This is a genomic window from Acinetobacter sp. SWAC5, from assembly GCF_003419885.1.
Taxonomy (GTDB): domain Bacteria; phylum Pseudomonadota; class Gammaproteobacteria; order Pseudomonadales; family Moraxellaceae; genus Acinetobacter; species Acinetobacter cumulans.
Genome location: NZ_QUWR01000021.1, coordinates 1 through 12727, shown reverse-complemented (window position 1 = coordinate 12727; position 12727 = coordinate 1). Strand labels below are relative to the sequence as shown.

The following is a 12727-nucleotide window of genomic DNA, read 5'->3' as shown; positions in this document are numbered from 1 at the left end:
GACATTAAAAAGCCCTGTCGAAACAGGGCTTTTACATTGTTATAATTTAATTAATGACGGGCAGCTTTCGCTTCATCATTGGCTTTTACAATCGGTGCTTTTACCAAAGGTTTTGGCATGTCTACTAAAGCTAAAGGTAAAATCTCATCAATTGATTTCACGGCTTTAATTTCTAAACCAGCTTTAACGTTCTCTGGAATTTCAGCCAAATCACGAACGTTTTCCTGAGGAATAAACACTAATTTAATTCCACCACGGTGTGCAGCTAAAAGTTTCTCTTTTAGACCACCAATTCGCATTGCACGGCCACCTAGGCTTGTTTCACCCGTCATTGCAATATCTGGGCGAATCGCAATACCTGTGAATGCCGAAACTAAAGCAGTCGTGAGTGCTAAACCAGCAGATGGGCCATCTTTTGGTGTTGCACCTTCAGGTAAGTGTACGTGTACATCTGTTTCTTCAAAACGTGAAGATTCAATACCTAACTCATCTGCACGTGTACGTACAACGGTCATGGCTGCGGTAATGGATTCTTTCATTACATCGCCAAGTGAACCTGTGGTAATAAACTTACCTTTACCTTTCACTGCCGCAACTTCAATGGTAAGTAATTCACCACCAACAGAAGTCCACGCTAAACCATTCACACGACCCACTTGAGCTTCATCTTCAGCCATACCGAAGTCGAATTTGTGTGGACCTAAGTAGTCTGGTAAGTTGCCTGAATTCACTTCAATTTGAAGATTTTTGGCTTTTTTGCTGACCGCTTCTTTCACCACTTTACGCGCAATTTTAGACACTTCACGCTCAAGGCTACGCACACCAGCTTCACGTGTATAACGCTGTACGATGTCGCGAATGGCTTCTTCGTGAACTGTTAATTCTTTTGCACGTAGACCATTATTTTTAATGGCTTTAGGCACAAGGTAGCGCTCAGCAATATTCACTTTTTCATCTTCGGTATAACCCGGTAGACGAATCACTTCCATACGGTCAAGCAATGCTTCAGGAATATTCATGCTGTTTGCAGTACAGATGAACATCACTTCAGATAAGTCCAAATCAAGATCTAGGTAATGATCGTTGAACTTATTGTTCTGTGACGGATCAAGTACTTCAAGTAGCGCAGAAGCAGGATCACCACGGTAGTCTTGTGCCATCTTGTCGATTTCGTCGAGTAAGAACAGTGGGTTCTTTACGCCAACTTTTGTTAAAGACTGCACAATTTTACCCGGCATCGCACCGATATAAGTACGACGGTGACCACGAATTTCTGCTTCATCACGTACGCCACCAAGAGCCATACGCACGAACTCACGGCCTGTTGCTTTTGCTACAGACTCACCTAATGAAGTTTTACCTACACCAGGAGGACCCACTAAGCATAGAATCGGCCCGCGTAATTTTTTCACGCGTGACTGTACTGCAAGATATTCCACAATGCGGTCTTTAACGTCATCTAAGCCGTAGTGGTCTGCATCTAAAATTTCTTGCGCTTTAGCCAAGTTAATGCTGACTTTGCTGGCTTTATTCCAAGGTGTATCTAAAATCACCTCTAAATAGTTGCGAACAACAGCAGCTTCGCTTGACGCAGGTTGCATCGCTTTTAATTTACGGAATTCATTTTCTGCTTTCTTACGCACATGCTCAGGCAAATCTGCTTCAGCAAGACGTTTTTCAATTTCTGCAACGTCATCTTCTGCACCGCCATTCATGTCAGAAAGTTCACGCTGAATCACTTTCATCTTTTCATTGAGGAAGTATTCGCGCTGATTTTTCTCCATTTGACGTTTTACAGAATCATGCAGTGTTTGTTCAATCTGCTGTTCTTCAGACTGCTGCAACAAATAAGTCATTAATTCTTGCAAATGCGCTTCAAAAGCATCGTGCTCTAAGAATTTTTGTTTCACATCAATGTTTAGCGGTACACGTGTTGCAACAAAGAACAATAATTGCAGTAAGTCATCAATTTTATTGGCAGCCGCAATCAGTTCACGTGCATTACGTAGCTTAGCCTCAGCGTACTGAGCAAACAGCGTGCGTAGTTCTTCAACACGATTTTGCTGTGCATCAGCATCAGTATCAATGGTCATTGGACTTAAGCTATGCTCAGCAGTCAAATAATCATTGTCATCAATGATTTTTTCGAGTTTAGAGCGGTGCAAGCCTTCAATTAAGACCTTAATGCAGTTCTCGTCATTTTCGTGATTTACAACCTGCACAATCTTCGCGACAGTACCGTATTGATATAAGTTTTCGTGATCAATTTCTTCTGTAAGCGAATCTTTTTGTGCAACTACAAATACTAGATTGTCACTGTTACGAGCCACATTCACTGCGTTAATCGATTTTTCACGACCAACAAACAGTGCAATTTGCATATGCGGGTAAACCACCACGTCACGCAGCGCTAAAAGCGGTAAAACGCTAGGAACTTCGAGTTCTAAGCTTTCTTCATTCATAATAAGTTCAGACATGGGCACTCCTAATGAGTGACAACGGTGTTGCCATATTTTTTATAGTGATGGGTATTTTAAAAATTACAAGGGCGACGTGATATAAATTGTGCAAAAAATAAGTAAATATATGTTTTTTAACCATTGTTAATGGTCAAAATGATCAATTTAACGTTTGAAACGTAGAATGCGTTGCGGCGTTAACAGTGCATCGAGGGGTTGATCCCATTTTTCACGCTTTAAACATGATTTATAAAGTTGAAACTCATGTGCAAGCCCTAAGCGAAAAGGTCGCTGAATAGCGCTGGCAAGGGTTTTATCATAAAAGCCACCGCCCATGCCAATTCGAGTACCTGTTGTGTCACAGGCCAATAACGGCATAAGCACTAAATCTAAATGGCTAATATGTAATCCTCTTGCACGCATAGGCTCTCGCATTCCTAGACGATGGGGTGCAAAGCGCTGTGTACGGAATTGATGCTGTGAAATTCGCACCCATTGTAAGCGTTGGTTCATATTACAAATGAGAGGTAAATACACTGCTTTACCGTGTGCAAAGCAATATTCAATGATTTTTTGGGTATGGATCTCACCAAAGGCATGTAAATAGATACCAATGTGCTGGGCATGTTGAAATTCTGCGAGGCGAATTAAACGGTTGAGAGAGGCTTGTTCAGCTTGTTTTTGTTGGAATTTATTGAGGCCACGGCGTTGCTGTCTTAATTGTTTGCGGAGCTGTTTTAAATCGACACAAAATTCATGCATACGAGAAGCAGAAGTAACAGAGCGTATGGATAGTCTAATCCTTTTATAGAACAACTGCATAGCGTTTGTATTGCGAAATGGGCGCTTGTGTGTAGTGACCATGAGTTTACGGTTCATCGGATTGGGTTATTTTGGTCGGATAAGCTTATTTATTGTTGAACTACATTTGTATATTAATTTGTCTTGATCTGGCCTTAGAAAGGAAAAGCCAGCAAGTTTAATCCGCAAGAAAATAAAAATATGGAAATACAGGAAGGACAAAAATGACAAAGCGTACACCATTATTTAAATACGGTTTAGGGACAGTTTTGGCACTTGCAAGCTGTTGTGGCCTGAGTCATGCAGCCCCATTAAATAGCCAGCAAGTTTTTTTTGTGGGCAATAACTGGGATGGCACGGTAACAGTGATTCGGCCTTCGGGTGACTTTGCTAAAATTGGCGTGATTAATATGGTGCCAGATCGTAAAGAGCGCCTGAAAGAAATCTATTTAAACCCCATCAAGCTGGTGGCGTATAGCTATATTCGAAATACCGCTGGCGAGGGCAATGACCAATTGGTTGACGACATGTATTCCACGCCAGATGGTAAGTCTGTGGTGGCATCGCGTCCAAGCTACGCAGATGTGGTGTCTATTGATATTGCAAGTGGAAAAATTAATTGGCGAACTTCTGTAGAAGGCTTCCGTGCAGATCACATGGCAGTTTCACCTGATGGTTTACGTGTGGCGGTATCGGCTTCTTCTGGTAACGTGGTGCAGGTATTGGATATTCAAACGGGTAAGGAATTAGGCCGTTTTGATACTGGTGATAAACCTCATGAAAATATCTATTTTGCTGGTGGCACTAAAATTATCAACTCAGCCATTGGTAATGTTGAAACGCCAATGGATGCAAGCTGGCAAGATTTTACCAAAGGAAAGCGTTATCTCACGATTGCAGATGCCAATAACTATAAGATATTGAAAAAAATTGACTTCAGACCAGCGCTGGATGCCTTTGGACGTAAAGATTTATCCAATGCTGTTCGACCGATGGTGTTAAGTAAAGATGAGTCAAAAATTTATGCCCAAGTGTCATTTTTTAATGGCTTGATTGAATACGATTTGAATCAAGACAAAATCACGCGCATTGGTCAACTACCAGGCAGCTCAACGATTCCTGCTGACCGTACCAAGTGGGTGAATGACTCACGCCATCATGGTTTATCGATGAGTGCAGATGGTGAGAAACTGTGTGTCGCAGGTACGATGGATGATTATGCAACTATCGTTGACCGTAAAACTTTAACCGCAGCCAAGTTAATTCCAGCAGGTAAACCGTATTGGGCAACCCGTAGCCCGAATGGCAAAAGTTGCGTGATTTCTGAAAGTGCCAATGATGTAGTGACCGTAATTGATTTTGAGACAGGCGAGAAAGTGCTGAGCGTACCCGTTGGCAATCATCCTCAGCGTGTGCGTATTGGATATGCACCTGCAGGATGGAGCAACTAAGGTGATGGACTGCATAAAGCGAGTACATTCCACTCGCTTTATGCATGAAGTTTTAAGCAATTTCGCGTAGATACAAGGATGAGCAAAAGGAGTGCTTATGCGTCATTCATTACAATATGCAAGTTTGGCCCTCGTGGTTGTGTTGGGTGGATTTGGGCTGAGTAAAATATTACAGCCAGCAGAAGCTATGCAAACGCAACAACAGAAGAGCGGCGAGGTAGAGCGACCATTACAAAACACTGTGTCACAGCCTCAGTCTAAAGAGACACAGCAGACGACGACGCTTATTTCGCAAGTACCACAGCAGGTGAGTCCTGAACTTATTCAGCAACGCGACGAGCTATATCAAGCTTTTGAGCAACTAAGTTATCGTTTAAGTCATGGGCAACAGGTTGATCCTCGTGAAGTCGATCGATTGCTCAAAACGCAAGTGAATTTGGTTCGTGTAGGTGCATTAACAGCGGATGATGCGATTCACTATAGTCAGTTTTTAAAAAAGATCATGCCTGATATGGAACGCAGTTTGGATGGATATATTCAACAGCTTGAGCAATTGAAATCTTAATTGAAAAGTATTGGGTATAGCCGATTCGATTGAGTCTTAAGATAAAAAATTGGCGATAAAAAAACTTCCCGAAGGAAGTTTTTTTATGTTTTTACAGCATACTCAGTTTGATACACACCGTGTCATGCTTAAGCTTGAGCATTAAAGCCCTGCAATTTTAGCGCGAGCAGCATGTAATTTTTTATAGCTTTCAATCAGACGTAAATGACGGTCTAGACCTTCAAGTTGCATATTAGTTTCAGTTAAACCATAGAAACGAACATCGCCTTCAACTGTGCCCATTACTGCATCCATACGTTCATCACCAAACATGCGACGGAAATTGTAGGCATAGTCTTCGAGTTCCATTTCATCATCCAGCATGACTTCAAGAACTACATTCATACACTGATAGAATAAACCACGTTCAACAGTATTGGTGTTGAACTGAAGGAATTGGCCTACCAAATCATGTGCTTCTTCAAATTGCTCTAGTGCAAGATAGATGAGAATTTTCAGCTCTAAAATGGTTAATTGCCCCCAAACGGTATTGTCATCAAACTCAATACCAATCAAGGTTTTAATTTCAGTGTAGTCATCTTCATCCGCTTCTTCTAAGCGTTCAACTAAAGCCTCAAGTTGTTCGTCATCTAAACGGTGCAGATTTAAAATGTCTTCACGGTAAAGCAGTGCTTTATTGGTATTGTCCCATACAAGGTCTTCAACCAAATAAATTTCAGAATAATCAGGGACTAAAATACGGCAGGCTGTTGCACCAAGGTGTTCATAGACCGCCATATAAACTTCTTTGCCCATCTCTTCTAAAATAGCAAACAAAGCGTCCGCAGATTCTTGGTTGGCATTTTCACCTTCACCAGCAAAATCCCATTCTACAAATTCGTAGTCAGACTTTGCGCTAAAGAAGCGCCAAGACACCACACCGCTTGAGTCAATAAAGTGCTCTACAAAGTTATTAGGTTCTGTGACTGCATTTGAACTAAAGGTTGGTTTTGGTAGGTCATTTAAACCTTCAAAACTACGGCCTTGTAATAGCTCAGTTAAGCTACGTTCAATCGCGACTTCCATATTTGGATGTGCACCAAAGGATGCAAACACACCGCCAGTACGTGGATTCATTAAAGTCACACACATGACAGGGAATTCACCGCCCAATGACGCATCTTTAACCAATACAGGGAAGCCTTGTTCTTCAAGGCCTTGGATGCCTGCAACAATACTTGGGTACTGAGCCAAAAACTCAGCAGGTACGTCAGGCAAAGTTAATTCACCTTCTAAAATTTCACGCTTAACTGCACGTTCAAAAATTTCAGATAGGCATTGTACTTGTGCTTCCGCTAAGGTGTTACCCGCGCTCATACCATTTGAAAGATATAAATTTTCAATCAAATTTGATGGGAAATATACAGTTTCTTTATCAGATTGGCGTACAAAAGGGAGTGAGCAAATGCCACGTTTTGTATTGCCTGAGTTGGTGTCGTAAAGATGCGTACCCAATAACTCTTCATCAGGATTGTAAATTTCCAGCGTATATTCATCTAAAATTTCGCTTGGTAATTCACCATTTGGACCCGGTTGGAACCATTGTTCTTCTGGATAATGCACAAAAGGCGCATTGGCGATTTCTTCACCCCAGAATTGGTCGTTATAGAAGAAGTTACAGTTTAGACGTTCAATAAACTCACCGAGTGCAGATGCTAAAGCACTTTCTTTCGTTGCACCTTTACCATTGGTAAAGCACATTGGCGATTGAGCATCACGAATATGTAAAGACCAAACATTTGGCACAATATTACGCCAAGATGCGATCTCAATTTTCATGCCTAAGTCCGCCAAAATACCCGACATTTTGGCAATAGTTTCTTCTAAAGGACGGTCTTTACCTAAAATATAAGTATTATTTTCAGCAGTCAGGCTTGGAATCAGCAAGGCTTGAGCATCAGCATCAATGCTTTCAACTTCTTCAATAATAAATTCTGGACCCGTTTGAATAACTTTTTTAACAGTGCAACGGTCAATTGAACGCAAAATCCCTTGGCGGTCTTTTTCAGAAATATCTGCAGGCAACTCCACCTGAATTTTGAAAATTTGCTTGTAGCGGTTTTCAGGGTCAACAATATTGTTTTGAGAAAGACGGATATTGTCTGTCGGAATGTCACGGGCTAAGCAATAAACTTTGACAAAATAAGCCGCGCAAAGTGCAGAAGACGCTAAAAAATAATCAAAAGGGCCTGGTGCCGAACCATCACCTTTATAACGGATTGGCTGATCGGCAATCACCGTGAAGTCATCGAACTTAGCTTCTTGTCGAAGATTGTCGAGATAATTAACTTTGATTTCCATGTAGGCACCTAAATTCTTAGTTGTCATCACGGACAAATAAGCAGTAAAAATGAATCAAGCCGAACGCTAGGATAAACATTGACTTAAAAAATATGAGTGGACACTGACATACAAAACTTTGGTGTTATGTAAGGCATAGTCCTGAATGCAGCATATTATAGAGGGAATTTGCAGTGATGATAACTTTAAGTCGCTTATTCATACGCTTTATGTTTGCTTTGACGATTTATGTCCCTTCAGCACAATAAAAGTAGGACATTTGCTTGTGCTTTAAAAGGTTGATCCTAGACAGTATTGTGGACAACCGATCCCTCTAAATTCTTAAAATATTTCTGTTCAAAAGCTTCTGGGCTTAACCAACCATTTGCAGAATGCCTTCTGACCCGATTGTAATAAATCTCAATATAGTCAAACAAGACAGCATTCGCCTCTTTTCGAGTGGCAAATACACTGTCATGTACGACATGACCTTTCAATGTATGAAAAAAGCTTTCGGTCACTGCATTATCCCAACAGTTCCCTCTGCGTGACATGCTTTTGGATACAGTTATTCGTTAATAATAGCGTTCTAAAATCACGACTACAGTACTGTGAGCCTGAGAAGCATTGCTTCGCAAGTGAATGTACCATGACACCCGTTGGATACCCTTGACGAGCCATTGCATAATGAAACGCATCACACACCAATTGACGGTCTATTCGATGGCTGGTTTGCCACCCCACAATACGACGACTAAATAGATCCAGCATCACACATAAATACAGCCAACCTTGCTTGGTACAGATATAGGTAATATCCGTTGTCCAAACCTTGTTAGGCTGAATGACTGTAAATTGACGCTCTAACAGATTGGGTGCTGCAGGAAAACGATGGTTTGAATCAGTCGTATGCTTGTATTTACGCGAAATCCTGCTGCGTAAACCCAGCTTTTTCAGCATTTAGCCATTTCTTGTATCTCCAAAGTTAACGTTACGTTATCTTTAGAGGGAAGTGCTGTCCATTATTTTGGCTAGGACAGAAAAGCGGCTACTAATTTAATAGTAGTCATTTTGTTCTTTCTGTAGGTTTCGACTTTAGCTAAACGTCTTTGAAAGTCTTTTAATACCTTCGCCATTTATGGCTTAAAGTTGTGCTAAATACGAGTGAGGGAAATGACAAAGAATTTATTGTATATTTGGCAGGATATTAGAAAAATAAATAAAAACAGAATTTTATAATAATTATAAGAGAGAAAATAAATAGCTCCGAAGATGCCGCTGCATGTCGTTACCCTGAACCCGAAGAAGTTCAAGGTGGACGCGACGCATACTTGCTGGGTTTCCTACACGAAGGTAGGCATACACTCTAAATATGCAGAACACAATCCGGAGATTTAAGTATCGGCAGGGATATAGACGCGCTGGCGAACACCTCAGAGTTATGCCAAGTATAGCGAATAACGAGGCTTTGGCAAATCTTTTGGCATGTATAACTGTAAAGCGATGTTTAATTGGCTAGGCTTTAGGCAAAAAAAATCTTGCTTATTCAGCAAGATCTTCTACTTCTTCAAGAATGGCTTGGAGCAAGCGCTCACAATGTTCGTACTCTTGTAAACTTTTATTCATACTGAGCACTTCTTGCATCAACTCTAGCGCTACCATAATGATCAGTTTGCTAGGTTCCATACGTGGTGCTTTACGACGGAACTCATCATATTTGTCGTTGAGGAGTTGAGCGGCGCGTTCGAGTTCTGGCTGTTTTTCTTGCGTTGTGGCTAAACGAAAGTTATGCCCTAAAACTTTTAAATCTACTGGAATTGCTTCGCTCATGCTTAAACTTCCTCATTAACATCGGCAGGGTGGGCCAATTGTTGAATTTCTTGCGCATGATGATCTTGTGCGGTACCCAAGACAGATAAACGCTGAATAATCGCTTCAACTTTTGCTTTGGCGTGCTCATTTTTTTGTAATAAGCGTTCGCGTTCTTTTTCTAAGTTTTGAATTTCTTGCTGCGCATGGCGCTGCTCATTCTGAATTTTCTCTTTGACAATGCGTAACTCATTACGCTCTGACAAAATTTCTTGAAAGCGATTTTTTAAATCGGTGCAACTTTTTTCTAAACGACTATAGCGATCCGCTAAAGCCGAGGCATCTGTATTGAGCTTTTGAAATTGACTTCGAGATTCAGCGAGTTGCTCAGTCAGGTTATCAATTTCTTCTTGTTTCTTGGTGATGATGCCATTTTTTTGCACAATTTGACTATGGTGCTGTTCATTCGCTGAGTTTTTATCTTCAGCTAAAGCATCATTTTCCGATTCATAATGCGCGAGGCGTGTTTTTAAAACACCTATATGCGCTTGCAGACGCTGTAATTCTTCTAACATATCGTGGTCGCACAGTATTGCAAACAAAGGTAATATATAAGAAGTATAGAGATTGGATAAACGAATGCAAGACGATATTTCAGGTTGGTCGGAATGGGACCAAAATTTTAAGGCAATTGAAGAGATTTCAAGCCCAAGTGAGTTACACGGCCTGCTTACAGGTATAGTTTGTGTGTCTCAAGCACCTACGCGTGATGAGTGGGAACAAATTTTATCTACACTTGAAGTGCTCGAAATTCATCCTGAAGCTTTAGCAATACTGACTGACGAATCAGAAGATATTGCAAATGCATTGTCTGATGACGAATTAGACTATTTACCCCTACTTCCAGATGACACACATTCATTGGCTGAGCGTGTACAAGCCTTGGCAGATTGGTGTGCAGGTGTGGTGCTTGGTTTTGGTTTGGCAGCAGGTCACTTACGTGCTGAAGAACATGAACTGATTGAGCATTTACAAGATGTCGCTGCTGTAGAGTTTGATGAATCAGACGATGACGAAGAAGGCGAAGAAAGCTACCAAGAATTATACGAATTTGTGCGTTTAATTCCTGTAAGTTTGTCGATGGGGCGTAAGAAAGTCGAAGTGTCTGAGACGCCTTTATTGCAACTACACCTCGGTAAATCAAATACCCAAGCAAATGCTGACAGTACTAATGTTGTAGAAATGTTTACACCGCACCGTCCGAGTTAATCGGGCGTTGTGTTTCCAAATTTCATTTTCAATTCGAGCTTTTAAAAACCAATGAAAAAACTGACTCAAGAAGACTTTCAAGAACGTCGTGATCATCTCGCAGCTGAAATGGGTTTACGCAGTATTGCTATTATTTCGACGCGTGCAGAAATGTTACGTAACCGAGATGCTGATTATAAGTATCGTAGCGATAGCAGTTTTTTCTATTTGACGGGTTTTGCAGAGCCAGAAGCGGTTGCGGTGATTGAAACCTTTGATTCGGAAGAAGACGGCTATAGTTATAGCTTATTTTGCCGTGAACGTGACCGTGAAATGGAAATTTGGAACGGTTACCGCGCTGGTGTAGATGGCGCGGTAGACGATTATGAAGCAGATGAAGCTTATGCGATTGATTTGCTTGATGAGGAAATTTTAAGCAAGCTTCAAAATAAAGATAAGTTATTTTACCGTATTGGACAAAATGCCGAATTTGATGCACGAGTTACAAAATGGTTAGCAACAGCGGGGGGCGAAAGCCGTCGCGGTCATGCGATACCAGGTCAAGTCATTCAGCTTGACCGTATTGTAGATGAAATGCGTTTGCAGAAATCTGCAGATGAAATTGAACTGATGCAAATTGCTTCTAATATTTCAGCACAAGCACATACACGCGCTATGCAAATGGTTAAACCGGGCATGATAGAATACGCGCTAGAAGCTGAACTGAATTATGTTTTTGGTAAAAATGGCTGTGTGCCGTCATATAACAGTATTGTTGGTGGTGGTGAAAATGGCTGTATTTTGCACTATGTGGAAAATGATAAAGAATTAAAAGATGGTGATTTGGTACTAATTGACGCAGCTTGCGAATATCAACTGTATGCTTCGGATATTACCCGTACCTTCCCAGTCAACGGCAAATTTAGCCCAGAACAAAAGGCGCTTTATAATGTCGTGCTAGATGCGCAAATTGCTGCGATTGATGCGGTACGCATTGGCAACTCTTATAAAGAACCGCATAACGTTGCAGTACGTATTTTAGTTCAAGGCTTACTGGATCTTGGCATCATGCAGGGTGATCTTGAGGAAATTATTCAGAAAGAAGCCTATCGTCAGTTTTATATGCATGGCACAGGGCATTGGTTAGGTATGGATGTGCATGATGTGGGTTCATATAAACAAGATGGCGAATGGCGTGCTTATGAAGCAGGAATGGTCGTGACTGTAGAGCCAGGATTGTATATTGCACCAGATGATGAAACAGTGGATGCAAAATGGCGTGGTATTGGTATCCGTATTGAAGATGATGTGGTGGCAATGCCAAATGGCCCACATGTTTTAACTGCAGCAGTTGTGAAATCTGTAGAAGATATTGAAGCGCTGATGGCGAAAGCGAAAGTTGCTTAAGTTAAGACAGTATTAAAAAAAGCCGATCAGATGATCGGCTTTTTTACGTCATTTAAAGATTAAGATTTTTGCAAAAATTCAGTCGCTAATTTTAAAAATTCTTCCGGTTTTTCATATACAGCCATATGTCCAGCTGCCAGTTCAGCATATTCAGCGTGTGAAATCAGCGCTACAGCGTCTTTGGCCAGTACACTTGGCACCATATAGTCATAAGTACAGCCAATCACCAAGGTCGGTTTGTTGATTTTCTTCGCTTGAGCAGTCACATCGGTATGAATCAGCAACTCAGCTTGGCGGATAAATCCTTCCCAATTATTGGTTTGCAGCGTGTTTTCTAAGGTTTGCGCCATGGTATTTTCATCCCATGCCGAGGTGAAATTTGCGCTAAAACCTGTTTGAATAATAATACTCGACATCGCTTTACGGTTGTTTTGACCTAAATCTTTCCATAGCTCAAATTGGAGTTTAGTGCGTGCATTGCCTTTAAGATAAGGGGCCAATAACACCACAGATTTTACATATTCTGGGTATTCTGCTGCGATATTGTTAGAACCCATTTAAAGTGTCTATATTCTCACCAATAAAAATGTCTAGTTTATGATGGTTTTTATCACCATGGACTGGATATAAATATAGATGCTGATCACTATGTCTGACAAAGAAATTCA

The 12727-nt window shown here is 41.1% G+C and carries 10 protein-coding genes, 1 other RNA gene and 1 pseudogene; 4 read left to right on the top strand and 8 right to left on the bottom strand.

Annotated features, from left to right (window positions below; all coding sequences use genetic code 11):
• Nucleotides 1-50 precede the first annotated feature (50 nt).
• Nucleotides 51-2477 (bottom strand): endopeptidase La, encoded by a 2427-nt coding sequence (lon, locus tag DYI81_RS14235; protein ID WP_117007932.1) that lies wholly within the window; start codon nt 2475-2477, stop codon nt 51-53.
• Nucleotides 2478-2624: 147 nt separating this feature from the next.
• On the bottom strand, nt 2625-3221 hold the full coding sequence (locus DYI81_RS14230) for a 5-formyltetrahydrofolate cyclo-ligase (RefSeq protein WP_117007931.1): 597 nt from the start codon (nt 3219-3221) through the stop codon (nt 2625-2627).
• A 263-nt stretch (nt 3222-3484) separates the two neighbouring features.
• Between DYI81_RS14230 and DYI81_RS14225 the strand changes: the two genes are divergently transcribed.
• Nucleotides 3485-4711, top strand: coding sequence for a PQQ-binding-like beta-propeller repeat protein (locus tag DYI81_RS14225; RefSeq protein ID WP_117007929.1), 1227 nt, complete (start codon nt 3485-3487; stop codon nt 4709-4711).
• Nucleotides 4712-4808: 97 nt separating this feature from the next.
• Nucleotides 4809-5276, top strand: coding sequence for a hypothetical protein (locus tag DYI81_RS14220; protein ID WP_117007927.1), 468 nt, complete (start codon nt 4809-4811; stop codon nt 5274-5276).
• Nucleotides 5277-5417: 141 nt separating this feature from the next.
• Here DYI81_RS14220 and DYI81_RS14215 read toward each other — a convergent pair whose 3' ends face one another.
• From DYI81_RS14215 to DYI81_RS14195, 5 genes and pseudogenes are all read right to left on the bottom strand, one after another.
• The gene (locus tag DYI81_RS14215) at nt 5418-7616 is read right to left on the bottom strand and encodes an OsmC domain/YcaO domain-containing protein (RefSeq protein WP_117007925.1); all 2199 of its coding nucleotides are present in this window, start codon (nt 7614-7616) and stop codon (nt 5418-5420) included.
• Nucleotides 7617-7900: 284 nt separating this feature from the next.
• Nucleotides 7901-8555, bottom strand: a pseudogene (locus DYI81_RS14210) (IS3 family transposase); the annotation flags it as partial.
• Nucleotides 8556-8854: 299 nt separating this feature from the next.
• Nucleotides 8855-9038: non-coding RNA, 6S RNA (gene ssrS, locus DYI81_RS14205), on the bottom strand.
• Nucleotides 9039-9137: 99 nt separating this feature from the next.
• Nucleotides 9138-9425 carry a cell division protein ZapA gene (locus DYI81_RS14200; protein WP_106986130.1) on the bottom strand — a complete coding sequence of 96 codons (288 nt, stop codon included), beginning with the start codon at nt 9423-9425 and terminating at the stop codon, nt 9138-9140.
• 2 nt (nt 9426-9427) lie between these two features.
• Nucleotides 9428-9979, bottom strand: coding sequence for a hypothetical protein (locus tag DYI81_RS14195; protein ID WP_106986129.1), 552 nt, complete (start codon nt 9977-9979; stop codon nt 9428-9430).
• Nucleotides 9980-10043: 64 nt separating this feature from the next.
• On the opposite strand from DYI81_RS14195, the gene DYI81_RS14190 reads away from it, so the two are divergent.
• Both DYI81_RS14190 and pepP read left to right on the top strand, forming a co-directional pair.
• Complete coding sequence (locus DYI81_RS14190; protein WP_117007923.1) at nt 10044-10673, top strand: UPF0149 family protein; 630 nt, start codon at nt 10044-10046, stop codon at nt 10671-10673.
• A gap of 51 nt (nt 10674-10724) precedes the next feature.
• Nucleotides 10725-12059: a Xaa-Pro aminopeptidase gene (gene pepP / locus DYI81_RS14185; RefSeq protein WP_117007921.1), complete on the top strand. Its 1335-nt coding sequence runs from the start codon at nt 10725-10727 to the stop codon at nt 12057-12059.
• A gap of 59 nt (nt 12060-12118) precedes the next feature.
• Here pepP and DYI81_RS14180 read toward each other — a convergent pair whose 3' ends face one another.
• Nucleotides 12119-12616, bottom strand: coding sequence for an alpha/beta hydrolase (locus DYI81_RS14180; protein ID WP_117007919.1), 498 nt, complete (start codon nt 12614-12616; stop codon nt 12119-12121).
• Nucleotides 12617-12727: the final 111 nt, after the last annotated feature.

What these genes read in the sequence shown, in the direction of transcription:
- DYI81_RS14215 (WP_117007925.1), bottom strand. Translation starts at nt 7,616, where the DNA reads ATGGAAATCAAAGTTAATTATCTCGACAATCTTCGACAAGAAGCTAAG.
- DYI81_RS14195 (WP_106986129.1), bottom strand. Translation starts at nt 9,979, where the DNA reads ATGTTAGAAGAATTACAGCGTCTGCAAGCGCATATAGGTGTTTTAAAA.
- lon (WP_117007932.1), bottom strand. Translation starts at nt 2,477, where the DNA reads ATGTCTGAACTTATTATGAATGAAGAAAGCTTAGAACTCGAAGTTCCT.
- DYI81_RS14200 (WP_106986130.1), bottom strand. Translation starts at nt 9,425, where the DNA reads ATGAGCGAAGCAATTCCAGTAGATTTAAAAGTTTTAGGGCATAACTTT.
- DYI81_RS14230 (WP_117007931.1), bottom strand. Translation starts at nt 3,221, where the DNA reads ATGCATGAATTTTGTGTCGATTTAAAACAGCTCCGCAAACAATTAAGA.
- pepP (WP_117007921.1), top strand. Translation starts at nt 10,725, where the DNA reads ATGAAAAAACTGACTCAAGAAGACTTTCAAGAACGTCGTGATCATCTC.
- DYI81_RS14220 (WP_117007927.1), top strand. Translation starts at nt 4,809, where the DNA reads ATGCGTCATTCATTACAATATGCAAGTTTGGCCCTCGTGGTTGTGTTG.
- DYI81_RS14180 (WP_117007919.1), bottom strand. Translation starts at nt 12,616, where the DNA reads ATGGGTTCTAACAATATCGCAGCAGAATACCCAGAATATGTAAAATCT.
- DYI81_RS14190 (WP_117007923.1), top strand. Translation starts at nt 10,044, where the DNA reads ATGCAAGACGATATTTCAGGTTGGTCGGAATGGGACCAAAATTTTAAG.
- DYI81_RS14225 (WP_117007929.1), top strand. Translation starts at nt 3,485, where the DNA reads ATGACAAAGCGTACACCATTATTTAAATACGGTTTAGGGACAGTTTTG.